Source organism: Citrobacter sp. On2M (genome assembly GCF_018035235.1).
GTDB classification, from domain to species: Bacteria; Pseudomonadota; Gammaproteobacteria; order Enterobacterales; family Enterobacteriaceae; genus Citrobacter; species Citrobacter meridianamericanus.
This window is the reverse complement of sequence record NZ_WPCV01000005.1, coordinates 220,965-245,296: the sequence shown is the minus strand read 5'-3', so window position 1 is coordinate 245,296 and position 24,332 is coordinate 220,965. Positions and strand designations below refer to the sequence as shown.

The 24,332-nt window shown below is 53.3% G+C and carries 25 protein-coding genes; 21 read left to right on the top strand and 4 right to left on the bottom strand.

Annotation, left to right across the window (positions count from 1 at the left end; genetic code table 11):
- Positions 1–57: 57 nt before the first annotated feature.
- Complete coding sequence (gene eno, locus On2M_RS19155) at positions 58–1,356, top strand: phosphopyruvate hydratase (protein WP_151218248.1); 1,299 nt, start codon at positions 58–60, stop codon at positions 1,354–1,356.
- 55 nt (positions 1,357–1,411) lie between these two features.
- Here eno and On2M_RS19150 read toward each other — a convergent pair whose 3' ends face one another.
- Positions 1,412–2,236 carry a MurR/RpiR family transcriptional regulator gene (locus tag On2M_RS19150; RefSeq protein WP_151218247.1) on the bottom strand — a complete coding sequence of 275 codons (825 nt, stop codon included), beginning with the start codon at positions 2,234–2,236 and terminating at the stop codon, positions 1,412–1,414.
- Between the two features lie 166 nt (positions 2,237–2,402).
- On the opposite strand from On2M_RS19150, the gene On2M_RS19145 reads away from it, so the two are divergent.
- From On2M_RS19145 to queE, 3 genes are all read left to right on the top strand, one after another.
- Positions 2,403–3,959, top strand: coding sequence for a maltose/glucose-specific PTS transporter subunit IIC (locus On2M_RS19145; protein WP_210905320.1), 1,557 nt, complete (start codon positions 2,403–2,405; stop codon positions 3,957–3,959).
- Positions 3,959–4,648 carry an N-acetylmannosamine-6-phosphate 2-epimerase gene (locus On2M_RS19140; protein ID WP_210905319.1) on the top strand — a complete coding sequence of 230 codons (690 nt, stop codon included), beginning with the start codon at positions 3,959–3,961 and terminating at the stop codon, positions 4,646–4,648. The genes On2M_RS19145 and On2M_RS19140 overlap by 1 nt, the downstream gene beginning before the upstream one ends.
- A gap of 71 nt (positions 4,649–4,719) precedes the next feature.
- On the top strand, positions 4,720–5,391 hold the full coding sequence (queE, locus tag On2M_RS19135; RefSeq protein WP_187253124.1) for a 7-carboxy-7-deazaguanine synthase QueE: 672 nt from the start codon (positions 4,720–4,722) through the stop codon (positions 5,389–5,391).
- A 96-nt stretch (positions 5,392–5,487) separates the two neighbouring features.
- Here the strand turns inward: queE and queD are convergent, their stop codons facing one another.
- On the bottom strand, positions 5,488–5,850 hold the full coding sequence (gene queD, locus On2M_RS19130; RefSeq protein WP_210905318.1) for a 6-carboxytetrahydropterin synthase QueD: 363 nt from the start codon (positions 5,848–5,850) through the stop codon (positions 5,488–5,490).
- A gap of 305 nt (positions 5,851–6,155) precedes the next feature.
- On the opposite strand from queD, the gene cysJ reads away from it, so the two are divergent.
- The 3 genes from cysJ to cysH all read left to right on the top strand — a co-directional run bounded on the left by cysJ (position 6,156) and on the right by cysH (position 10,483).
- Positions 6,156–7,955: an NADPH-dependent assimilatory sulfite reductase flavoprotein subunit gene (cysJ, locus tag On2M_RS19125; protein ID WP_210905317.1), complete on the top strand. Its 1,800-nt coding sequence runs from the start codon at positions 6,156–6,158 to the stop codon at positions 7,953–7,955.
- A complete protein-coding gene (gene cysI, locus On2M_RS19120; RefSeq protein ID WP_210905316.1) occupies positions 7,955–9,667 on the top strand; it encodes an assimilatory sulfite reductase (NADPH) hemoprotein subunit in 1,713 nt (570 codons plus the stop codon). The genes cysJ and cysI overlap by 1 nt, the downstream gene beginning before the upstream one ends.
- Before the next feature lie 81 nt (positions 9,668–9,748).
- The gene (gene cysH / locus On2M_RS19115) at positions 9,749–10,483 is read left to right on the top strand and encodes a phosphoadenosine phosphosulfate reductase (protein ID WP_151218233.1); all 735 of its coding nucleotides are present in this window, start codon (positions 9,749–9,751) and stop codon (positions 10,481–10,483) included.
- Positions 10,484–10,527: 44 nt separating this feature from the next.
- Here cysH and On2M_RS19110 read toward each other — a convergent pair whose 3' ends face one another.
- Positions 10,528–11,571: an aminopeptidase gene (locus tag On2M_RS19110; RefSeq protein ID WP_151218232.1), complete on the bottom strand. Its 1,044-nt coding sequence runs from the start codon at positions 11,569–11,571 to the stop codon at positions 10,528–10,530.
- Positions 11,572–11,825: 254 nt separating this feature from the next.
- Here On2M_RS19110 and cysD point away from each other — a divergent pair, with 254 nt between their 5' ends.
- The 12 genes from cysD to rpoS all read left to right on the top strand — a co-directional run bounded on the left by cysD (position 11,826) and on the right by rpoS (position 21,644).
- The gene (cysD, locus tag On2M_RS19105) at positions 11,826–12,734 is read left to right on the top strand and encodes a sulfate adenylyltransferase subunit CysD (RefSeq protein WP_151218231.1); all 909 of its coding nucleotides are present in this window, start codon (positions 11,826–11,828) and stop codon (positions 12,732–12,734) included.
- Between the two features lie 9 nt (positions 12,735–12,743).
- Complete coding sequence (cysN, locus tag On2M_RS19100; RefSeq protein ID WP_210905315.1) at positions 12,744–14,171, top strand: sulfate adenylyltransferase subunit CysN; 1,428 nt, start codon at positions 12,744–12,746, stop codon at positions 14,169–14,171.
- A complete protein-coding gene (cysC, locus tag On2M_RS19095) occupies positions 14,171–14,776 on the top strand; it encodes an adenylyl-sulfate kinase (protein ID WP_187253121.1) in 606 nt (201 codons plus the stop codon). The genes cysN and cysC overlap by 1 nt, the downstream gene beginning before the upstream one ends.
- A 47-nt stretch (positions 14,777–14,823) precedes the next feature.
- Positions 14,824–15,147, top strand: coding sequence for a DUF3561 family protein (locus tag On2M_RS19090; RefSeq protein ID WP_151218229.1), 324 nt, complete (start codon positions 14,824–14,826; stop codon positions 15,145–15,147).
- A gap of 214 nt (positions 15,148–15,361) precedes the next feature.
- Positions 15,362–15,673, top strand: coding sequence for a cell division protein FtsB (gene ftsB, locus On2M_RS19085; RefSeq protein ID WP_151218228.1), 312 nt, complete (start codon positions 15,362–15,364; stop codon positions 15,671–15,673).
- Positions 15,674–15,691: 18 nt separating this feature from the next.
- Positions 15,692–16,387 carry a 2-C-methyl-D-erythritol 4-phosphate cytidylyltransferase gene (gene ispD, locus On2M_RS19080; RefSeq protein WP_151218227.1) on the top strand — a complete coding sequence of 232 codons (696 nt, stop codon included), beginning with the start codon at positions 15,692–15,694 and terminating at the stop codon, positions 16,385–16,387.
- Between the two features lie 66 nt (positions 16,388–16,453).
- Positions 16,454–16,933 carry a 2-C-methyl-D-erythritol 2,4-cyclodiphosphate synthase gene (gene ispF, locus On2M_RS19075; RefSeq protein WP_151224260.1) on the top strand — a complete coding sequence of 160 codons (480 nt, stop codon included), beginning with the start codon at positions 16,454–16,456 and terminating at the stop codon, positions 16,931–16,933.
- On the top strand, positions 16,930–17,979 hold the full coding sequence (truD, locus tag On2M_RS19070) for a tRNA pseudouridine(13) synthase TruD (protein WP_151224259.1): 1,050 nt from the start codon (positions 16,930–16,932) through the stop codon (positions 17,977–17,979). Before ispF ends, truD begins: the two co-directional genes overlap by 4 nt.
- Positions 17,960–18,721, top strand: a complete 762-nt coding sequence (surE, locus tag On2M_RS19065) for a 5'/3'-nucleotidase SurE (RefSeq protein WP_151218225.1) — start codon at positions 17,960–17,962, stop codon at positions 18,719–18,721. Before truD ends, surE begins: the two co-directional genes overlap by 20 nt.
- Entirely contained in the window at positions 18,715–19,341 is a 627-nt protein-coding gene (locus On2M_RS19060) for a protein-L-isoaspartate(D-aspartate) O-methyltransferase (protein ID WP_151218224.1), read from the top strand. The genes surE and On2M_RS19060 overlap by 7 nt, the downstream gene beginning before the upstream one ends.
- A gap of 120 nt (positions 19,342–19,461) precedes the next feature.
- Entirely contained in the window at positions 19,462–20,589 is a 1,128-nt protein-coding gene (gene nlpD, locus On2M_RS19055) for a murein hydrolase activator NlpD (RefSeq protein WP_151218223.1), read from the top strand.
- Positions 20,590–20,651: 62 nt separating this feature from the next.
- Positions 20,652–21,644: an RNA polymerase sigma factor RpoS gene (gene rpoS / locus On2M_RS19050; RefSeq protein WP_000081498.1), complete on the top strand. Its 993-nt coding sequence runs from the start codon at positions 20,652–20,654 to the stop codon at positions 21,642–21,644.
- A gap of 97 nt (positions 21,645–21,741) precedes the next feature.
- Here the strand turns inward: rpoS and On2M_RS19045 are convergent, their stop codons facing one another.
- Positions 21,742–22,146, bottom strand: a complete 405-nt coding sequence (locus On2M_RS19045; RefSeq protein WP_151218222.1) for a MarR family transcriptional regulator — start codon at positions 22,144–22,146, stop codon at positions 21,742–21,744.
- 157 nt (positions 22,147–22,303) lie between these two features.
- On the opposite strand from On2M_RS19045, the gene On2M_RS19040 reads away from it, so the two are divergent.
- A complete protein-coding gene (locus On2M_RS19040) occupies positions 22,304–22,897 on the top strand; it encodes a non-oxidative hydroxyarylic acid decarboxylases subunit B (protein WP_210905314.1) in 594 nt (197 codons plus the stop codon).
- Positions 22,897–24,324, top strand: coding sequence for a non-oxidative hydroxyarylic acid decarboxylases subunit C (locus On2M_RS19035; RefSeq protein WP_210905313.1), 1,428 nt, complete (start codon positions 22,897–22,899; stop codon positions 24,322–24,324). Before On2M_RS19040 ends, On2M_RS19035 begins: the two co-directional genes overlap by 1 nt.
- The last annotated feature ends 8 nt before the right edge of the window (positions 24,325–24,332 follow it).

Genomic DNA, 24,332 nt, shown 5'->3' with positions numbered 1-24,332 from the left:
CTTCAGGGTGCATTGTTTGTCTGGAGTTTTAGTTTAACTTGTACTGAGGAAAATCTAATGTCCAAAATCGTTAAAATCATCGGTCGTGAAATCATCGACTCCCGTGGTAACCCGACTGTTGAAGCCGAAGTACACCTGGAAGGTGGTTTCGTTGGTATGGCAGCAGCTCCGTCAGGTGCTTCTACTGGTTCCCGCGAAGCACTGGAACTGCGCGATGGCGACAAATCCCGTTTCATGGGTAAAGGCGTACTGAAAGCTGTTGCAGCTGTGAATGGCCCGATTGCTCAGGCTCTGCTGGGTAAAGATGCTAAAGATCAGGCTGGCATCGACAAGATCATGATCGATCTGGACGGTACTGAAAACAAATCCAACTTCGGTGCAAACGCCATCCTGGCTGTTTCTCTGGCTGCTGCTAAAGCTGCTGCCGCCGCTAAAGGCCTGCCGCTGTATGCTCACATCGCTGAACTGAACGGCACTCCGGGCAAATACTCCATGCCGGTTCCGATGATGAACATCATCAACGGTGGTGAGCACGCTGACAACAACGTCGACATCCAGGAATTCATGATTCAGCCTGTTGGCGCTAAAACCCTGAAAGAAGCTGTACGTATGGGTTCTGAAGTGTTCCACAACCTGGCTAAAGTTCTGAAAGCCAAAGGTATGAACACTGCAGTGGGTGACGAAGGCGGCTATGCGCCGAACCTGGGTTCCAACGCTGAAGCTCTGTCCGTAATCGCTGAAGCGGTTAAAGCAGCTGGCTACGAGCTGGGCAAAGACATCACTCTGGCGATGGACTGTGCAGCGTCTGAATTCTACAAAGACGGTAAATACGTTCTGGCTGGCGAAGGCAACAAAGCGTTCACCTCTGAAGAATTCACCCACTTCCTGGAAGAACTGACCAAACAGTACCCGATCGTGTCCATCGAAGATGGTCTGGACGAGTCTGACTGGGATGGTTTCGCATACCAGACTAAAGTACTGGGCGACAAAATCCAGCTGGTTGGTGACGACCTGTTCGTAACCAACACCAAGATCCTGAAAGAAGGCATCGAAAAAGGCATCGTTAACTCCATCTTGATCAAATTCAACCAGATCGGTTCTCTGACCGAAACTCTGGCTGCGATCAAAATGGCGAAAGACGCTGGCTACACCGCTGTCATCTCTCACCGTTCTGGCGAAACTGAAGACGCTACCATCGCTGACCTGGCTGTTGGTACCGCTGCAGGCCAGATCAAAACCGGTTCTATGAGCCGTTCTGACCGCGTTGCTAAGTACAACCAGCTGATTCGTATCGAAGAAGCTCTGGGTGAACAAGCACCGTACAACGGTCGTAAAGAGATCAAAGGTCAGGCTTAATCCTGTTCTTTAGCTCTTAACGTAAAAACCCGCTGCGGCGGGTTTTTTTATGTCTTTAAAGCAGTAGCGGTAAGGTCGCGCTGGCGGTTTGCTGGCTCACATCACTGTACTTTTCATCCAGCGCAATCAGCGATGTGGTGAGCAGTTCTACCAACAGCATTACTCCCACTTTGGCGTTTAGCGCGCCAGCACTCAATGGACCTTCTGGTTTGGCTGCGACCAGTTGAATATCGCTCAGCGAGGCCAGCGGACTGCGTGGCGTATTACTCAGTGCCAGCACGCGCACGCCTTGCTTACGCGCCAGTTTTACGACGTGCAGCAGATCGCGGGTAGAGCCAGAACTGGATATCGCTACCACGAGCGTGTTTTTGCTAAGCGTAGTGGCATTCATGGCTGCGCGGTGCATGTCGCTGAACAGTTGCGCGGGTTTGCCCAGACGCAGGAGCTTGTAATGTAAATACTCCCCCAGAATGGCGCTGGCAGCCACGCCATAAATCTGTACCGACTGAGCCTGATGTAGCGCCAGAGCAGCAGCTTCCAGTAATGTCCTGTCGAGTAATTTTGCTGTGTCCTGCAGCGCTTGTACGGATTCATTGACTACATTGTCAATTTCATCACCGCTGTGCTCTACCGGCTGTTCTTGCTGGAGATCGAGCGCGAGCGCCATCTTAAATTCGTTGTAACCCTTACACCCCAGCGTACGGCACAGGCGCGTAACGCTTGCCTCGCTGGTATCGCTTTCGCGCGCCAGTTCGGTAATCGTCAGGTAGACAACTTTTGCCGGATCGCTGAGCACGAACTCACCCAGCTTTTGCTGTGTTCGGCTATATCCATCAACGCTCTGGCGCAATCTTAGCAGCAGGTTTTCATTTTCTGACATGCAAAATCCTTAATGCGTTTCTCTGCTGATAGTGTGGCGGAAAGCAGGGGAGAGATGCCAGTCATTTTAAAAAAGTATGATCGGCTTCCTGGTTTTTGATGATAATTTTCATTTTTAAAAATAAATATGGTAAAAATTTTCATCATTGATCGGGAGAGATGAAAAAATGATGCAAATGTTTAGCGGCGCCTCATCAGGGGCATGGTTTGAAAAAGCGCAACGGTTTGGCAAATCGTTCATGCTGCCGATTGCGGTATTGCCCGCTGCCGGATTGTTGTTAGGGATTGGTGGTGCGCTGTCGAATCCAAATACATTAACGGCTTATCCGTTTTTGGATGTCGACTGGTTGCAGGCAATCTTCACAATCATGACCAGTGCCGGTTCCATTGTGTTTGCCAATCTGTCGGTGCTCTTTGCGGTGGGTGTCGCGGTGGGGCTGGCGAAGACAGATAAAGGCACTGCCGGGCTCGCGGCGTTGCTGGCATTTCTGGTGATGAATGCCACCATCAACGCCTTATTGACGCTTAACGGAACGCTGGCACACGAGAATCCAGGTGCCGTAGGCCAGGGGATGACGTTGGGTATTCAGACGCTGGAAACGGGCGTATTTGGTGGGGTGGTGATTGGGCTTGTCACCTGCGCGCTGCATAGCCGTTTCAATAAAGTCTCGCTGCCTCAGTTTCTTGGTTTCTTCAGCGGTTCACGCTTTGTACCGATTATTAGCTCCCTTGCTGCGATAGTCGTGGGTGCCGTCATGACGGTGGTCTGGCCGCATTTCCAGAAACTCATTTTTGGACTGGGTGGTCTGGTGGATGCGACCGGTTATCTGGGCACATTACTTTACGGCTTCATCCTGCGTATGCTTGGCCCACTGGGGTTACACCATATCTTTTATTTGCCGTTCTGGACTACAGCGCTTGGCGGGAGTGAAATCGTCAACGGCCAGTTGGTTGAAGGTACGCAGCGAATTTTCTTTGCCCAACTTGCCGATCCGAATACGCAGCAGTTCTATGCGGGTACCTCGCGCTTTATGTCCGGGCGCTTTATCACAATGATGTTCGGCCTGCTTGGCGCATGTCTTGCGATGTACCATACTGCAAAACCAGAGAATAGAAAGCTTGTCGCTGGACTATTGCTGTCAGCGGCGCTGACCTCTTTCCTGACAGGGATCACTGAGCCTATCGAGTTCTCCTTCCTGTTTGTCGCCCCCGTGTTATACGTCATTCACGCCTTTTTCGATGGTCTGGCGTTTATGATGGCGCATATTTTACATATCACCATCGGGCAAACCTTTTCGGGGGGACTTATCGATTTCCTACTTTTTGGCGTACTACAGGGGGAAGCTAAAACCAACTGGATGTACGTCCCCTTGGTGGGGATCCCGTGGTTCTTCCTTTACTACTTCACCTTCAGCTATTTGATTAACCGCTTTAACTGGCTGACGCCTGGCCGTGAAAACGTAACCCCGATTGAATCCGGTCTGCCGCAAACTGAACGCGCAGCGGCAGTCATCGCCGGGCTGGGAGGCAAAGAGAATCTGGAAGAGGTGGACTGTTGCGCCACGCGCTTACGTGTGACGGTGAAAGAGAGCAGCAAGGTAGATGAAGCTGCGCTGAAAGCGACCGGAGCGCGTGGTGTAATTATTCGCGGCAACGGTGTTCAGGTGATTTATGGCCCGCATGTCACCATCATTAAAAACGAAGTCGAAGAGATCTTATCGTAATGAAAACTGTACTGGATTCCCTGAAAGGTAAATTAATCGTCTCCTGCCAGGCGCTGGAAAATGAGCCCCTGCACAGTCCGTTTATTATGTCGCGTATGGCGCTGGCGGCAGCGCAGGGCGGCGCGGTAGGTATTCGTGCGAACAGCGTGGTGGATATTCGCGCGATCAAAGAGAGCGTCTCCCTGCCGGTGATTGGGATTATCAAGCGCGATTATCCGGGCAGTGATGTGTTTATCACGGCCACGCTCCAGGAAGTGGACGAGCTGATGACCGTTGAGCCGGAGATTATTGCTCTGGATGCGACAGCGCGCCTGCGCCCTGGTGGACAAACGCTGGAAGAATTAGTTATGCAAATCCGCGCTCGCTACCCGTCTGTGCTGCTGATGGCGGATATCGCCACAATAGACGAGGCTGCGACAGCCGAACGTTTGGGTTTTGACTGCGTCGGCACCACGCTCTATGGCTATACCGCAGACACTGCCGGGCATGTGCTGGCGGAAAACGACTGCGGTTTTTTGCGTGAGGTATTGGCGGCGGTCAGCGTGCCTGTCGTGGCAGAAGGAAACGTCGATACTCCGGAACGTGCCGCACGATGCCTGGCATTAGGCGCCCATACCGTAGTGGTTGGGGGGGCTATCACGCGTCCGCAGCAGATAACGGCGCGCTTTGTCGCGGCGATCGCCTCGTAAAGCATCGATGGGGCATGATACTTTGGCGGGGATCTGCGATAATTATCGTTTATCCCCATATTGAGAGCGCTATGCAGTACCCGATTAACGAGATGTTCCAGACCCTGCAAGGTGAGGGTTACTTTACCGGCGTCCCCGCCATTTTTATTCGTTTACAGGGATGCCCGGTTGGCTGTGCCTGGTGCGATACCAAACACACCTGGGATAAGCTTGAGGATCGGGAAGTTTCCCTGTACAGCATCCTGGCTAAGACCAAAGAGAGCGATAAATGGGGGGCGGCGAGCAGTGAAGATCTGCTGGCGGTCATTCAGCGCCAGGGCTATACCGCCCGTCATGTGGTGATAACCGGTGGTGAGCCCTGCATTCATGACCTGATGCCGCTGACTGATCTGCTGGAAAAGAACGGCTTTAGTTGCCAGATTGAAACCAGCGGTACCCACGAAGTGCGCTGTACGCCGAATACCTGGGTGACTGTATCACCGAAGGTAAATATGCGTGGCGGCTATGATGTGCTGTCACAGGCGCTGGAGCGCGCGAATGAAATCAAACATCCGGTTGGTCGCGTTCGCGATATTGAAGCGCTGGATGAACTGTTGGCAACGTTGAGCGACGACAAACCGCGCATCATTGCCTTGCAGCCAATCAGTCAGAAAGAAGATGCGACGCGTTTATGTATTGAAACCTGTATTGCGCGCAACTGGCGTCTGTCGATGCAGACTCATAAGTATCTGAATATAGCCTGATAATTCTGCCGGGGGATTTCACTTACCCGGCCACAGTTTGCTGGTCATTACAGACCGGATAAGACCGCGATGCGTCCCTATCCGGTAATACTACAATCACTCGCCGCGATACACGCAGCCCGCTGTGCAGGTCTCTTTCACCATTACGGCACTCAGCAGAGGGACAATCGGTTTAACCTGATCCCAAATCCATTTTGCCAGCACTTCACTGGTTGGGTTTTCTAGGCCAGGAATATCGTTCAGATAATAGTGATCGAGTCTGTCGTAGGTCGGCTTAAACGCCGCTTTTAACTCAGAAAAATCCATGATCCAACCGGTATGCGGATCGACTTCACCGGTAATTTCAAGACGCACCATAAATGAGTGACCATGCAGGCGACCACATTTATGCCCTTCTGATACATGTGGCAGGCGATGAGCGGCTTCGAAGGTGAAATCTTTAAACAAGGTGGTGGACATTTTTTACTCTCAAGAATGCGAAAAACCGCCGTAGGGTACCGTAAAGTACAATTTTTATCATTAGTTAAAAGGGCGCTAAGCATCAGAACGCTATATTTACGCTGTTAATGTTTAATAACTTTTTAAATATCATATAGTTATTAAATCGTTTTTGTCGTTAATGACTATAACTAAAACAGGTTAGTCCATTTGGTTATTTGTTATTTCTATCCCTTCTTTAATTGTTACTATCCCCGCCGTTAACCTTATCTTCAGTTTGGGTTTTATTGCTGAAATCCGCTTTGCTTACTGGAACATGACAACGCATGACGACACAGGCCCCACCTTCCGCTTTGCTACCGCTAAACCCGGAGCAACTGGCACGCCTTCAGGCAGCCACGACTGACTTCACTCCCGCACAGCTCGCGTGGGTTTCTGGCTATTTCTGGGGCGTGCTGAATCAGCAGCCAGGCAGCAATGCGGTGGCACCAGCGCCTGCCGCTCAAATTCCTGGTATTACGCTTATCTCCGCCTCGCAAACCGGTAATGCGCGTCGAGTGGCGGAAGCCCTGCGTGATGATCTTATCGCTGCGAAGCTCAATGTCACTCTGATCAACGCTGGCGACTATAAATTCAAACAAATCGCCAATGAAAAACTGCTGATCGTGGTGGCATCGACGCAAGGGGAAGGTGAACCGGCGGAAGAAGCCGTGGCGTTGCATAAATATCTGTTCTCGAAAAAAGCGCCGAAGCTTGAGAACACTGCTTTTGCCGTGTTTGGTTTGGGCGATACCTCCTATGAATTCTTCTGCCAGGCCGGTAAAGATTTCGACAGTAAACTGGCTGAACTGGGCGGTGAGCGTCTGCTGGATCGGGTGGATGCTGATGTCGAATACCAGGTCGCTGCCGCGCAGTGGCGCGAGCGTCTGGTTGAGGTTCTGAAAGCGCGTGCGCCGGCTGTACCGTCTGTGCAAGTTGCGGCGAGCGGTGCGGTAAACGAAGTTCACACCAGCCCGTATACCAAAGAAGCGCCGCTGGCGGCGTCACTTGCGGTGAATCAGAAAATCACCGGTCGCGACTCACTAAAAGATGTGCGCCATATCGAAATCGATCTCGGCGATTCCGGTCTGCGCTATCAGCCCGGCGACGCGCTGGGCGTGTGGTATCAGAACGATCCCGCGCTGGTCAAAGAGCTGGTTGAACTGCTGTGGCTGAAGGGCGATGAACCGGTAACGGTTAATGGCAAAACGCTGCCTCTGGCCGAAGCGTTGCAGTGGCATTTCGAGCTGACGGTCAACACTGCAAATATCGTGGAAAACTACGCCACGCTGACGCGCAGTGAGTCGCTGCTGCCGCTGGTGGGCGATAAAACGCAATTGCAGCATTACGCCGCGACCACGCCAATCGTTGATATGGTGCGTTTCTCCCCAGCACAACTGGACGCTGAGACGTTAGTTGATCTTCTGCGCCCGCTGACCCCGCGTTTGTACTCCATTGCCTCTTCTCAGGCGGAAGTGGAAAGCGAAGTACACATCACCGTAGGAGTGGTGCGTTACGACATTGAGGGGCGCGCCCGCGCTGGCGGTGCCTCCAGTTTCCTCGCCGACCGCGTGGAAGAAGAGGGCGAAGTCCGCGTCTTCATCGAGCATAACGACAACTTCCGTCTACCGGCGAACCCGCAGACGCCAGTGATCATGATTGGCCCGGGTACAGGTATCGCACCGTTCCGCGCCTTTATGCAGCAGCGTGCGGCCGATGGCGCGGAAGGTAAAAACTGGTTGTTCTTCGGCAACCCGCATTTCACCGAAGATTTCCTCTACCAGGTCGAATGGCAGCGCTACGTCAAAGAGGGCGTGTTGAGCCGGATCGATCTCGCCTGGTCTCGCGATCAAAAAGAAAAAATCTACGTACAAGACAAACTGCGCGAACAGGGCGCGGAACTGTGGCGCTGGATTAACGACGGTGCCCACATTTATGTCTGCGGCGACGCCAATCGCATGGCGAAAGACGTTGAGCAGGCGTTGCTGGAAGTGATTGCTGAATTCGGTGCAATGGATATCGAAGCGGCGGATGAATTTTTAAGTGAGCTGCGCATTGAGCGCCGTTATCAGCGAGATGTCTACTAATGAGCGAAAAACACCCAGGACCTTTGGTGGTCGAAGGCAAACTGACTGACGCCGAGCGCATGAAGCGTGAAAGTAATTTCCTGCGCGGCACCATCGCGGAAGATCTCAACGACGGTCTCACCGGCGGTTTCCACGGCGATAACTTCCTGCTGATCCGTTTCCACGGTATGTACCAGCAGGACGACCGCGATATTCGTGCCGAACGTGCCGAGCAGAAGCTGGAGCCGCGCCACGCGATGCTACTGCGCTGCCGTTTGCCGGGCGGAGTGATCACCACCACCCAGTGGAAGGCGATCGACAAATTCGCCGCTGACAACACGATTTACGGCAGCATCCGTCTGACCAACCGTCAGACCTTCCAGTTCCACGGCATTCTGAAGAAGAACGTCAAGCCGGTGCATCAGATGCTGCATTCGGTCGGGCTGGACGCACTGGCGACCGCCAACGACATGAACCGTAACGTGCTGTGCACCTCTAACCCATATGAGTCGCAGCTGCATGCGGAAGCTTACGAGTGGGCGAAGAAAATTTCTGAACATCTGCTGCCGCGCACGCGCGCCTATGCGGAGATCTGGCTCGATCAGGAAAAAGTTGCTACTACCGATGAAGAACCGATCCTCGGGGCGACCTATCTGCCGCGTAAGTTTAAAACCACGGTGGTGATCCCGCCGCAGAACGATATCGATCTGCACGCCAACGACATGAACTTCGTGGCGATTGCCGAAAACGGCAAGCTGGTAGGCTTTAACCTACTGGTCGGCGGCGGTCTCTCAATCGAGCACGGCAACAAGAAAACCTATGCCCGCACCGCGAGCGAATTCGGCTTCCTGCCGCTGGAGCACACCCTGGCGGTGGCAGAAGCGGTGGTCACGACTCAGCGCGATTGGGGTAACCGTACCGACCGTAAAAACGCTAAAACCAAATACACCCTTGAGCGCGTCGGCGTCGATACCTTCAAGGAAGAAGTTGAGCGTCGCGCGGGGATCAAATTTGAGCCGATCCGCCCGTACGAGTTCACTGGCCGCGGCGATCGCATCGGTTGGGTGAAAGGGATCGACAATAACTGGCACCTGACGTTGTTTATTGAAAATGGCCGTATTCTGGATTATCCAGGCCGTCCGCTGAAAACGGGGCTGCTGGAGATCGCGAAGATCCACAAAGGCGATTTCCGCATCACTGCCAACCAGAACTTGATCATCGCTGGCGTACCGGAAAGCCAGAAGACGAAGGTAGAGAAGCTGGCGCGCGATCATGGACTGATGAATGCGGTAAAACCGCAGCGTGAAAACTCGATGGCCTGCGTGTCGTTCCCGACTTGTCCGCTGGCGATGGCTGAAGCCGAACGCTTCCTGCCATCGTTCACGGATAAAGTGGAAGCGATTCTGGAAAAACACGGCATTCCCGACGAGCATATCGTGATGCGCGTTACCGGTTGTCCGAACGGCTGCGGTCGCGCGATGCTGGCGGAACTGGGGCTGGTGGGGAAAGCGCCGGGTCGCTATAACCTGCATCTGGGCGGTAACCGTATCGGCACACGTATTCCGCGTATGTTCCGCGAGAACATCACCGAGCCGGAAATTCTTGATTCCATCGATGAGCTTGTCGGGCGCTGGGCGAAAGAGCGCGAAGCGGGTGAAGGCTTCGGTGACTTTACGGTGCGTGCGGGCATTATTCGCCCGGTGCTCGATCCAGCGCGGGATTTCTGGGAATAATGTGAATTGCCGGATGGCGCGCTTATCAGACCTACAGACCTGCTACGCGCGCCATTTGGCAAGGCAAACAGCGAGGAACTTATGTCCAAACTCGATCTCAACGCGTTGAACGACCTGCCAAAAGTCGAGCGCGTGCTGGCGCTGGCCGAAACCAACGCCGAACTGGAAAAACTGAGTGCCGAGGATCGCGTGGCGTGGGCGCTGGAAAACCTGCCAGGTGAATATGTGCTGTCATCAAGCTTCGGTATTCAGGCAGCAGTGAGTCTGCATCTGGTGAATCAGATCCGCCCGGATATCCCGGTGATCCTGACCGATACCGGCTACCTGTTCCCTGAAACCTACCAGTTTATTGACGAGTTAACGGACAAACTCAAGCTGAATCTCCAGGTTTATCGCGCGAAAGAGAGCGCCGCCTGGCAGGAAGCACGTTACGGTAAGCTGTGGGAACAGGGCGTTGAAGGCATTGAAAAATACAATGACATCAACAAAGTCGAGCCGATGAACCGGGCGCTACAGGAACTCGACGCGCAAACCTGGTTTGCTGGTTTGCGTCGCGAACAGTCCGGCAGTCGTGCGCATTTGCCGGTGTTGGCTATTCAGCGTGGCGTGTTTAAAGTGCTGCCGATTATCGACTGGGACAACCGTACGGTTTACCAGTATCTGCAAAAGCACGGCCTGAAATACCATCCGCTGTGGGACCAGGGCTATCTGTCAGTCGGCGATACGCATACCACCCGCAAATGGGAGCCGGGAATGGCGGAAGAAGAGACGCGGTTCTTTGGGCTCAAGCGCGAGTGCGGGCTGCACGAAGGGTGACAGCTAGCAGCCCGGTAACGTTTACATATTACCGGACTGCTTCTTCAGGATTTATCTGCTTTCGCCAGTTCTTTTACCAGCGGCAGCATAATGCGTACCACGTCGCGGCTACGGCGCTCTATCCGGCCCGGTAAGGCTTTATCGATATGCTGCTGGTTATCCAGTCGCACATCATGCCAGCTGTTGCCAGCCGGGAACGAGGCGCTTTTGGCGCGCTGTTGGTAGCCATCTTTCTTGCCCAGGCTCCAGTTAGTCGCTTCAACGGAGAGCACGGCAATACCCGCGTCGTCGAAGACTTCCGAATCGTTACAACATCCTGTTCCCTTCGGATAGTCTTTGTTCAGGCCCGGATTGGTACTGGCTACAATCCCGCGACTATGCGCGATAGCCAGCGCCCGGTCGCGCGTCAGTTTTCGAACTGCTTCCGGGGTTTTCTTACCGCTGTTGAAATAGAGTTTATCCCCGACGATCAAATTATCGAGGTTAATCACCAGCAGCGTGTTTTTCTTCTCGGCGGCACTCATTCGTTTCAGAATGTTTTCTGCGCCGAGTTTGCCTTCTTCCTCGCCGCTGGTGGCAATAAATCGGATGCCGTACTGCGTCGGCACGTCTTTGAGTTTTTCCGCCAGTTCCAGCATTACGCCAACGCCTGCAGCGTTGTCGTCGATACCTTGCAGGGTTAACCCACCCAGATTGGCATCTGAATCGGCGTCGCTTTGTGCAGCGTAGGTGTCGAGATGCGCCATGATAATAATCTGCTGCGGCGCTTTACCTTCATGTGCTGCAATAACGGTGCTTCCCGTTACGTTATGCCAGTTTTTACGGTTATTTTTGGCGGTATAAACATAACGGCTATTAAACGTCCGAATATCACTGCTGTAGCCCATCTGCTGGAATTGCTGACGTATATAATCAGCAGATAACATTTCAGCCGGAGATCCCGTCACGCGGCCCGGGAAAAACGTTGCGATATATCGAGCCTGGGTATTTGCGATATCTCCAGGTTTGGAGGATGTTGCCTGTGCTGGAAGGATAAAACACGCGCCGAGCGCCATGGCAGCAATAAGGTGGCGCGTTGCGGAAAACATAATGAGTCCTTAAATACCAAGCAGAAATTTTCAGCCGCTAGTATGAAACTGTGATCGAGGTAAAACAATTTCATTTGCTCCTAAATGCCCGAAATCCGGTAGCTTAAGCACTTTTTGATATTTGCTTTTCCGGATCGTTATTCCTTTGAGGAACTACTCATTCCAATTCGTAATTTCATTCGCCCTCTTGCCCTCCCTATAGTCAGGTTATCTGAGCATCGTTAGCAAAATAACGGCATTACATAGGAACGGTTATGGATCAAAAACGACTTACCCACCTGCGGCAACTGGAAGCGGAAAGCATCCATATCATTCGTGAGGTGGCCGCCGAGTTTTCTAATCCGGTGATGATGTATTCCATCGGCAAAGATTCCAGCGTAATGCTGCATCTGGCGCGTAAAGCGTTTTATCCTGGCACGCTGCCGTTTCCTCTGCTGCACGTTGATACCGGCTGGAAATTCAGCGAGATGTACGAATTTCGTGACCGTACGGCGAAAGCCTATGGCTGCGAACTGCTGGTGCATAAAAACCCGGAAGGGGTGGCGATGGGCATCAACCCGTTTGTCCACGGTAGCGCCAAACATACCGACATTATGAAAACCGAGGGATTGAAGCAGGCGCTGAACAAATACGGTTTTGACGCCGCGTTCGGTGGCGCTCGCCGTGACGAAGAGAAATCGCGCGCTAAAGAACGCATCTATTCTTTCCGCGATCGTTTTCATCGCTGGGACCCGAAAAACCAGCGTCCGGAACTGTGGCACAACTACAACGGACAAATTAATAAAGGTGAAAGTATTCGCGTATTCCCGCTCTCCAACTGGACCGAACAGGATATCTGGCAGTACATCTGGCTGGAAAACATCGACATCGTACCGCTGTACCTGGCGGCGGAGCGTCCGGTGCTGGAACGCGACGGCATGTTGATGATGATTGATGACGACAGAATCGATCTGCAACCTGGGGAAGTGATTAAAAAACGCATGGTACGTTTTCGCACGCTCGGCTGCTGGCCGCTGACGGGGGCGGTGGAGTCGCATGCGCAGACGCTGCCGGAAATTATTGAAGAGATGCTGGTCTCAACCACCAGTGAACGTCAGGGCCGCGTGATTGACCGCGACCAGGCGGGCTCCATGGAGCTGAAGAAACGTCAGGGGTATTTCTAAGGAGCCGCCATGAATACGACACTTGCACAACAAATTGCTAATGAAGGCGGCGTTGAAGCCTGGATGGTCGCCCAGCAACATAAAAGTCTGCTGCGTTTTTTAACCTGCGGTAGCGTGGATGACGGGAAAAGTACCCTGATTGGTCGCCTGCTGCATGACACGCGTCAGATTTATGAAGACCAGCTTTCATCGCTGCACAACGACAGCAAACGTCACGGCACCCAGGGCGAAAAGCTCGATCTGGCGTTATTGGTTGACGGCTTACAGGCCGAGCGTGAGCAGGGCATCACCATCGACGTGGCTTACCGTTATTTCTCTACCGAGAAGCGTAAATTTATCATTGCGGATACCCCGGGTCATGAGCAGTACACCCGTAACATGGCCACCGGTGCGTCGACCTGCGACCTGGCGATCCTGCTGATCGATGCGCGTAAAGGCGTACTGGATCAGACTCGTCGTCATAGCTTTATCTCCACGCTGCTTGGGATCAAACACCTGGTGGTGGCGATCAACAAAATGGATCTGGTGGACTTTAGCGAAGAGACATTTAACCGCATTCGCGAAGATTATCTTACTTTTGCTGAACAGTTGCCGGGCAACCTGGATATCCGGTTTGTGCCGCTCTCTGCGCTGGAAGGCGACAACGTGGCTTCGCAAAGCGCCAGCATGCTGTGGTACAGCGGTCCGACGCTGCTGGAAGTGCTTGAAACCGTTGAGATTCAACGTAGTGTTGATACGCAACCGATGCGTTTCCCGGTGCAGTATGTGAACCGACCGAATCTGGATTTTCGTGGTTATGCCGGAACGCTGGCCTCCGGTAGCGTGAAGGTCGGGCAGCGCGTCAAAGTACTGCCGTCCGGCGTTGAGTCCAGCGTTGCGCGGATCGTCACGTTTGATGGCGACTTGCAGGAAGCGCATGCGGGGGAAGCGATAACCCTGGTATTGAAAGATGAGATCGACATCAGCCGGGGCGATCTGCTGCTTGATGCCGGCGAGGCTTTGCCGGCGGTACAAAGCGCTGCCATTGATGTGGTTTGGATGGCGGAACAACCACTGTCGCCTGGACAGAGTTACGACATCAAAGTTGCAGGCAAGAAGACCCGCGCACGCGTTGATAGCGTGCAGTACCAGGTCGATATTAATAACCTTACCCAACGTGACGTTGAAGCGCTACCGCTAAACGGCATCGGTCTGGTTAATCTCACCTTTGATGAGCCGCTGGTGCTGGATACCTATCAACAGAACCCGGTAACGGGCGGGCTGATTATTATTGACCGCCTGACCAACGTTACCGTTGGCGCGGGGTTAGTACGTGAGCCAATCATTCAGGAGCACGCGGCGGCTTCTCAGTTCAGCGCGTTTGAGCTGGAGTTTAATGCGCTGGTGCGTCGCCACTTCCCACACTGGGGCGCGCGCGATCTGCTGGGAGGACAATAATGGCGCTGCATGACGAAAACGTCGTCTGGCATGCCCATCCTGTTACACCGCAACAGCGGGAACAACGCCACGGTCATCGTGGTGTTGTGCTGTGGTTTACCGGGCTGTCAGGTTCCGGTAAATCCACGGTAGCAGGGGCGCTGGAAGAAGCGTTGCATAAGCTGGGGGTGAGTACTTATCTTTTGGATGGCGATAACGTGCGTCACGGTCTGTGCAGCGATCTTGGATTTAGTGATGCCGATCGTAAGGAGAATATTCGTCGGGTTGGTGAAGTGGCTAACCTGATGGTGGATGCGGGTCTTGTGGTGTTGACCGCCTTTATCTCGCCGCATCGCGCCGAGCGCAAAATGGTCCGCGAGCGGGTTGGCGAAGGGCGTTTTATTGAGGTTTTTGTCGATACGCCATTAGCAACGTGTGAAGCACGCGATCCAAAAGGGCTGTATAAAAAAGCGCGGGCGGGTGAGTTGCGCAATTTCACCGGAATTGATTCAGTATACGAAGCGCCTGAATCGCCAGAGATTCATCTTAATGGTGAACAATTGGTAACAAATTTGGTACCCCAATTATTAGACCTGCTGAGGCAGGAAGATATTATCAGATCCTGAGACACCCGAGCTCACATGCCCGGTCAGTCACGGTCACAGGATTAGATATGCGTAACAGCCATAACATTACTATTACAGAGTCGGATACCTTCGCCGCCGACGACGAAACCACCTGGTCACTACCGGGGGCCGTGGTCGGTTTTATCGCGTGGTTGTTGGCGCTGGGATTCCCGTGTCTGATGTATGGCCCTAATACACTGTTTTTCTTCATTTATACCTGGCCCTTTTTCCTCGCATTGCTGCCCGTGGCGATTGTCGCGGGTATTGCTTTGCACTCGCTATTGAAGGGACGGTTGCTGCTGAGCATTATCTGCACCCTGTTGGTGGTTGGGGCGATGTTTGGCGCACTATTTCTATGGTTGCTGGGTTAGGTAAACGCCCTTTTTTAACAATCGCCACGTTGTTCACTCTCTGGTCATAATTCAAACCGTAACCAACAATGAGATTATGTTCTCCTTACACGGGGTATACGTAACAATGGGCAAATGTGGTACATTTGCCCGCGTTGTCGCGGCATTCCCGACCGTTGATGTAAAGTTGTCTGCGGAAATTATGGGATGTTAATGCCGTTTTTCAGGGGGCAGGATGGGTAAACTAACGCTGCTGTTGCTGGCTTTATTAGTCTGGCTGCAGTATTCGCTGTGGTTCGGTAAGAACGGCATACATGACTATAGTCGCGTCAACGATGATGTTGCTGCGCAGCAAGCTACAAACGCGAAACTTAAAGCGCGTAACGATCAGCTTTTTGCCGAAATTGACGATCTCAATGGCGGACAAGAGGCTATTGAGGAGCGTGCGCGCAACGAACTTAGTATGACTAAGCCGGGCGAAACCTTTTATCGTCTGGTGCCTGACGCGTCTAAACGCGCTCAGACTGTAGGGCAAAACAATCGATAAACCGTCCAGGGATTTAACATGGCAGCCACTTTATTGGACGTTTGCGCCGTGGTGCCGGCTGCCGGGTTTGGCCGCCGAATGCAAACAGAGTGTCCTAAGCAGTACCTCTCTATAGGCAATAAAACCATTCTCGAACACTCGGTTGATGCGCTGCTGGCGCATCCCCGGGTGACGCGAGTCGTCATCGCTATCAGCCCAGGCGACAGCCGCTTTGCCCAACTTCCACTTGCTGCGCACCCGCAAATTACCGTGGTGGATGGCGGCAACGAGCGTGCCGATTCTGTCCTTGCCGGTTTGCAAGCCGCAGGGGGGGCCCGTTGGGTGCTGGTGCATGATGCCGCGCGTCCGTGTCTGCACCAGGATGATCTGGCCCGTTTGCTGGCAATCAGCGAGTCCAGCCGTACCGGTGGGATCCTTGCCGCACCGGTACGCGACACAATGAAGCGCGCGGAGCCGGGGCGAACAGACATAGCGCATACGGTCGATCGCAACGATTTATGGCATGCGTTGACGCCGCAGTTTTTCCCACGCGAGCTGTTGCACGACTGCCTGACGCGTGCGCTCAATGAAGGCGCAACCATTACGGACGAAGCCTCGGCGCTGGAATATTGCGGCTTTCATCCACAGCTGGTTGAAGGACGTGCTGACAACATCAAAGTCACCCGCCCGGAAGACCTGGCGCTGGCGGAATTTTATCTGACCCGAACTATCTAGACACTTTATCCTTCACGCTGCAACGAGGCAGCTTGAAGGATGATGTGTATACCAGGAGAAGACATAATGCGAATTGGACACGGTTTCGACGTACACGCTTTTGGCGGCGTTGGCCCAATTATCATTGGTGGTGTGCGCATTCCGTATGAAAAAGGATTGCTGGCGCATTCTGATGGCGATGTGGCGTTACATGCGCTAACCGATGCTCTGCTTGGCGCGGCCGCGCTGGGGGATATCGGTAAACTCTTCCCGGATACCGACCCGGCCTTTAAAGGTGCAGATAGTCGTGAATTATTGCGTGAAGCCTGGCGGCGTATTCAGGCCAAAGGCTATACGCTTGGTAATGTGGATGTGACGATTATTGCTCAGGCGCCGAAGATGCTGCCTCACATTCCGCAAATGCGTGTGTTTATTGCCGAAGACCTCGGCTGCCATATGGAAGATGTTAACGTGAAAGCGACCACCACGGAAAAACTCGGTTTTACCGGGCGTGGGGAAGGGATTGCCTGCGAAGCGGTGGCGTTACTCATTAAGGCAACGAAATGACTGCGTTTGAAGATCTGACGTATCTCCATGGCAAACCACTGGGCCATGGCGTCCTGAAAGCAAACCCGGAAGACTTTGTCGTCGTCGAAGATTTAGGCTTTGAACCGGATGGCGAAGGCGAGCATGTTTTGGTGCGTATCCTGAAAAACGGCTGTAACACCCGTTTTGTCGCTGACGCATTGGCGAAGTTCCTGAAAATTCACGCTCGTGAAGTCAGCTTTGCCGGGCAGAAAGATAAGCATGCGGTCACGGAACAGTGGCTGTGCGCGCGCGTGCCGGGCAATGCGATGCCTGATTTAAGCAAATTTGAGCTTGAAGGTTGTAAAGTGCTGGAGTACGCGCGCCACAAGCGTAAGCTGCGTTTAGGGGCGCTGAAAGGCAACGAATTTACGCTGGTGCTGCGTGAGGTGAGTGAGCGAAATGATGTTGAAGCGCGTTTGCAGGCGATTAGCGAGCGCGGCGTACCGAACTATTTTGGCACTCAACGTTTTGGTATCGGCGGCAGCAACCTGCAAGGAGCGTTGCGCTGGGCGCAAAGCGATGCGCCGGTGCGCGATCGCAATAAACGCAGTTTTTGGTTGTCGGCGGCCCGTAGCGCGTTGTTTAATCAGATAGCCAGTGAACGCCTGAAAAAAACAGACTTTAATCAAGTTGTTGACGGCGATGCGCTACAATTATCGGGGCGCGGAAGCTGGTTTGTCGCCACACAGGAAGAACAAACTGAATTACAGCGTCGCGTCGATGAGAAAGAATTGATGATAACAGCGGCATTGCCGGGCTGCGGTGAGTGGGGAACTCAACGCGACGCACTGGCGTTTGAAGAAGCCGCTGTTGCTGATGAAACCGCGCTGCAGTCTCTGTTATTGCGCGAGAAAGTCGACGCGTCGCGTCGCGCTATGTTGCTGTATCCACAACAATTAAGCTGGAACTGGTGGGATGACGTAACCGTTGAGTTACGTTTCTGGCTACCGGCAGGTAGCTTCGCCACCAGTGTTGTAAGGGAACTTATTAACACAATGGGTGATTATGCGTATATTGCTGAGTAACGATGATGGGGTCCACGCACCCGGTATACAAACGCTGGCGAAAGCGCTGCGTGAGTTTGCTGATGTACAAGTGGTTGCCCCGGATCGTAACCGCAGTGGCGCGTCTAACTCGCTGACGCTGGAGTCCTCACTTCGCACGTTTACCTATGATAACGGCGATATTGCCGTACAAATGGGTACGCCTACCGACTGCGTCTATCTGGGTGTGAACGCATTAATGCGTCCGCGTCCGGACATTGTCGTTTCTGGTATTAACGCGGGTCCAAATCTGGGTGATGATGTCATCTATTCCGGTACCGTTGCGGCGGCGATGGAAGGTCGTCACCTCGGGTTCCCTGCGCTGGCTGTTTCACTTGATGGTCATAAACACTACGATACCGCTGCGGCGGTCACCTGCCGTATCTTACGGGCGCTGAGTCGTGAACCGCTGCGCACCGGACGCATTTTAAATATCAACGTGCCGGATTTACCGCTGGATGAGATTAAAGGGATCCGCGTCACCCGCTGCGGCAGTCGTCATCCGGCGGATCTGGTTATTCCACAGCAGGACCCGCGCGGCAATACGCTGTACTGGATCGGGCCACCGGGCGAAAAATGCGACGCCGGGCCGGATACGGATTTTGCCGCGGTCGATGAAGGCTATGTTTCCATCACGCCGCTGCATGTCGATTTAACCGCATACGGCGCACATGAAGTGGTTTCTGACTGGTTAGACAGCGTGGGAGTCGACACGCAATGGTAAGCAGACGCGTACACACTCTTCTTGAACAATTACGTGCGCAGGGCATCAGAGATGAGCTTGTTCTCGATGCGCTCGCCGCCGTGCCGCGTGAAAAATTCATTGATGAGGCGTTTGAACATAAGGCCTGGGACAATATTGCCCTGCCGATTGGTCAGGGGCAGACGATTTCGCAGCCTTATATGGTAGCGCGGATGACCGAACTGCTGGAGTTAACGCCGCAGTCTCGGGTGCTGGAAATTGGAACTGGCTCTGGCTACCAGACGGCGATTCTGGCGCATCTGGTGCATCATGTGTGTTCCGTTGAACGCATTAAAAGTTTGCAGTGGCAGGCGCGTCGTCGCCTGAAGCAGCTTGATTTACATAATGTTTCGACCCGTCATGGTGATGGATGGCAAGGCTGGCAGGCGCGAGCCCCGTTTGACGCTATCATTGTAACGGCTGCGCCGCCTGAGATCCCAACCGCATTGATGATGCAGTTGGATGAGGGCGGCATTCTCGTCTTACCCGTGGGCGATGAGCACCAGTTTTTGAAACGGGTGCGTCGTCGGGGAGGCGAATTTATTATCGATACCGTGGAGGCCGTACGTTTCGTTCCCTTAGTAAAAGGGGAGCTTGCGTAGATATCGGCTGTGAATACCTGGAGTTTTCCTGGATATTCTGGAACAGGTAAGCGTATTGTGACGATGCCTTGCACGGTGATTACGTCATGGGTTTTAACCAATTTTTTTCCTGGGGGATAAATGAGCGCGGGAAGCCACAAATTTACCGTTAGCCGTATTGCGGCATTGTCACTGGTTTCATTATGGCTGGCAGGTTGTTCAAATACCTCGAATCCACCAGCACCGGTCAGCTCGGTTAACGGCGCTGCATCAACGAATACCAGCTCCGGCATGCTGATTACGCCTCCACCAAAAATGGGCTCGACGTCGACGGTACAGCAGACGCCACAGATCCAGCCGGTGCAGCGGCCAACCACACAGCCAACACAAATTCAGCCTGTAGCAGAGCAACCTGTACAGATGGAAAACGGTCGTATTGTATACAATCGTAAGTATGGGAATATTCCGAAAGGTAGCTACACGGGCGGCAGTACTTATACTGTTAAGAAAGGCGATACCCTTTTCTATATTGCCTGGATCACCGGGAACGATTTCCGTGACCTCGCACAACGCAATAACGTTCCGGCCCCGTATGGCCTGAATGTCGGTCAAACTCTGCAAGTGGGCAACGCGTCTGGCGCACCGATTACTGGTGGTAATGCCATCACCCAGGCGGATGCAGCACAGCAAGGAGTTGTGACCAACCCTGCACAAAATTCCACCGTTGCTGTTGCTTCGAAACCAACAATTACGTATTCTGAGGATTCAGGTGAACAAAGTGCTAATAAAATGTTGCCGAACAACAAGCCTGCTGGGACTGTAGTCACAGCGCCTGTAACGGCTCCGGCAGTTAGCGCAACCGAATCAACTGCAAGCTCAACGTCAACCAGTTCGCCAATCTCTACCTGGCGCTGGCCGACTGACGGCAAAGTGATCGAAAACTTTGCGGCTACCGAAGGTGGCAATAAAGGAATCGACATTGCAGGCAGCAAAGGACAGGCTATTGTCGCGACCGCAGATGGACGCGTCGTCTATGCCGGTAACGCGCTGCGTGGTTACGGTAATCTTATTATCATCAAACATAACGATGATTACCTGAGTGCCTACGCCCATAACGATACAATGCTGGTCCGGGAACAACAAGAAATCAAGGCGGGGCAGAAAATAGCTACCATGGGTAGTACCGGAACCAGTTCAACACGCTTGCATTTTGAAATTCGTTACAAGGGGAAATCCGTAAACCCGCTGCGCTATTTACCGCAGCGATAATTCGGCGGAACCAGGCTTTCACGTGCTAGTTCCGTTAGGGATCACGGGTAGGAGCCACCTTTATGAGTCAGAATACGCTGAAAGTTCATGATTTAAATGAAGATGCGGAATTTGATGAGAACGGAGTAGAGGCTTTTGATGAAAAAGCCTTGAGTGAAGAGGAACCCAGTGATAACGACCTGGCTGAAGAAGAGCTGTTATCGCAGGGGGCCACACAGCGTGTGTTGGACGCGACTCAGCTTTACCTTGGTGAGATTGGTTATTCACCACTGTTAACAGCCGAAGAAGAAGTTTATTTTGCGCGTCGCGCACTGCGTGGAGATGTCGCATCTCGCCGTCGCATGATTGAAAGTAACCTGCGTCTGGTGGTGAAGATTGCTCGTCGTTATGGCAATCGTGGTCTGGCATTGCTGGACCTGATTGAAGAGGGCAATCTGGGGCTTATCCGTGCAGTCGAGAAGTTTGACCCGGAACGCGGGTTCCGCTTCTCAACATACGCAACCTGGTGGATCCGCCAGACGATCGAACGGGCAATTATGAACCAAACCCGTACGATCCGACTGCCCATTCACATTGTAAAAGAGCTGAACGTCTATCTGCGTACCGCGCGTGAGTTGTCGCATAAACTGGACCACGAACCGAGCGCAGAAGAGATTGCTGAACAACTGGACAAACCGGTTGATGACGTCAGCCGTATGCTCCGACTCAACGAGCGTATTACCTCGGTAGACACCCCGCTGGGTGGCGATTCCGAAAAAGCGTTGCTGGATATTCTGGCCGATGAAAAGGAAAACGGTCCGGAAGACACCACGCAAGACGATGATATGAAACAGAGCATCGTCAAATGGCTGTTCGAACTGAACGCCAAACAGCGTGAGGTGCTGGCACGTCGCTTTGGTCTGCTGGGGTACGAAGCTGCGACACTGGAAGATGTGGGTCGTGAAATTGGCCTCACTCGTGAACGTGTTCGCCAGATTCAGGTTGAAGGTCTGCGTCGTCTGCGTGAAATTCTGCAGACTCAGGGGCTGAATATCGAAGCGCTGTTCCGCGAGTAAGCACTAGTTCTATCAAGAAAGGCCAGTCTCATTGGGACTGGCCTTTTTCTTTGACGATGTGTCCAGGCCGGGTAAGGAATAGCCGCAATCCGATAAATTACCCCATCATCTTACGCACCAGACGTGTGAACTGCTCACGCTCTTCATCAGATAACCGCCCCAAAAACTCATCATCTACGCCCTTTCCCAGTGGGGTTGCGCTGGCCAGTAACGCTTCTCCTTGCGCGGTCAAATAAACAAACCGCCGACGCTTATCTGCCGGGTCGTGCTCACGCCTGACCAGATCGCGTTTTTCCATTCGGCTCAGCATTTCCGCAAGCGTCGCCTTGGTACAGACTGCTGCCTCGGTCAGGGTAACCTGTTCAATTCCGGGCTGTTCGGCAATGGCGCGCATCACCGCATACTGCGGTTTGGTCAGATCCGGTAATTCATGTTGCCAGCGAGCCGTATGCTGCTGAAAAAGCTGACGTAAAAGGTGGAAGGCTGTGTTTCTTAACGGCATGAGAGCTCCGGAATATCTGTCAGTCTCTATCTTAACGGGTAACGCGTCATAGTTTAACCATTGCTGCTTTAGCAATCTGTGCGAGGTGCTCTTGTCCGGAATGCATCGAGGGAGTATTTTAATAAAATGTTCGTACACGAACAAAATTGAGGGCGAAATGAGACTGATTGTAGGAATGACCGGGGCGACCGGCGCACCGCTTGGTGTGTCGCTACTGCAGGCGCTGCGGGCAATGCCGGGGGTAGAAACCCATCTGGTGCTGTCAAAGTGGGCCAAAACCACCATTGAACTGGAAACACCATACAGCGTCCGTGATGTGTCAGCGTTAGCCGATTATTGCCACAACCCGGCGGACCAGGCGGCGACCATCTCCTCCGGATCGTTTCGTACTGACGGCATGATCATTATCCCCTGCAGTATGAAAACCCTTGCCGGTATTCGTGCTGGCTATGCGGAAGGACTGGTGGGGCGCGCCGCTGATGTGGTGCTGAAAGAAGGGCGCCAGCTGGTACTGGTTCCGCGGGAAATGCCGCTTAGCACTATTCATCTGGAAAACATGCTCGCGCTTTCGCGCATGAGCGTCGCGATGGTCCCGCCGATGCCTGCGTTTTATAACCACCCGCAAACGGTTGATGACATCACGCAGCACATTGTGGCTCGCGTGCTCGATCAGTTTGGTCTGGAACACCCCAACGCCCGTCGCTGGCAGGGATTACGACAGGCGCAGAATTTTGCACAGGAGAATGAATAATGGCATTTGATGACTTGCGCAGCTTTTTACAGGCGCTGGACGACCAGGGACAATTGCTGAAAATCAGTGAAGAAGTCAACGCTGAGCCGGATCTGGCTGCGGCGGCTAACGCGACCGGACGTATTGGTGATGGTGCGCCTGCGCTGTGGTTTGACAATATTCGCGGTTTTACCGACGCCCGCGTGGCGATGAATACTATCGGCTCATGGCAGAATCATGCCATTTCATTAGGCCTGCCGCCCAATACGCCGGTGAAAAAACAAATTGATGAGTTTATTCGCCGTTGGGATAAATTTCCGGTTACGCCGGAGCGTCGTGCCAACCCGGCGTGGGCTGAAAACTGTGTTGATGGTGAGGAGATCAACCTGTTTGATATTCTGCCGCTGTTTCGTCTGAACGATGGTGACGGCGGTTTCTATCTTGATAAAGCCTGCGTGGTGTCGCGCGATCCGCTGGATCCGGACAACTTCGGCAAACAGAACGTCGGCATTTATCGTATGGAAGTGAAGGGCAAACGCAAGCTTGGCCTGCAGCCGGTGCCGATGCATGATATCGCGCTGCATCTGCATAAAGCTGAAGAGCGCGGTGAAGATCTTCCGATTGCCATCACGCTGGGTAACGATCCTATCATCACCCTGATGGGGGCCACGCCGCTGAAGTACGATCAGTCGGAATACGAAATGGCGGGAGCGCTGCGTGAAAGCCCGTACCCGATCGCTACCGCACCGCTTACCGGCTTTGACGTACCTTGGGGTTCGGAAGTGATCCTCGAAGGGGTCATTGAAAGCCGTAAGCGTGAAATCGAAGGGCCGTTTGGCGAGTTTACTGGGCACTATTCCGGTGGTCGTAACATGACCGTGGTGCGTATCGATAAAGTCTCTTATCGCAGTAAACCGATTTTTGAATCGCTGTATCTCGGGATGCCGTGGACGGAAATCGACTATCTGATGGGGCCAGCAACCTGCGTACCGCTTTATCAACAGCTGAAAGCTGAATTCCCGGAAGTACAGGCGGTGAACGCCATGTACACCCACGGTTTGCTGGCGATTATCTCCACCAAAAAACGCTACGGTGGCTTTGCCCGTGCAGTCGGGCTGCGCGCAATGACGACGCCGCATGGCCTGGGGTACGTGAAAATGGTGATTATGGTTGATGAGGATGTTGACCCGTTCAACCTGCCGCAGGTGATGTGGGCGCTGTCTTCGAAGGTCAATCCGGCGGGCGATCTGGTGCAACTGCCGAATATGTCGGTGCTGGAGCTTGATCCTGGTTCCAGTCCGGCGGGGATTACCGACAAGTTAATTATTGATGCTACCACGCCGGTTGCGCCGGATAACCGTGGGCACTACAGCCAGCCGGTATGTGATTTCCCGGAAACGAAAGCCTGGGCAGAAAAACTGACCGCCATGCTGGCCAACCGTAAATAAGGAGTAGC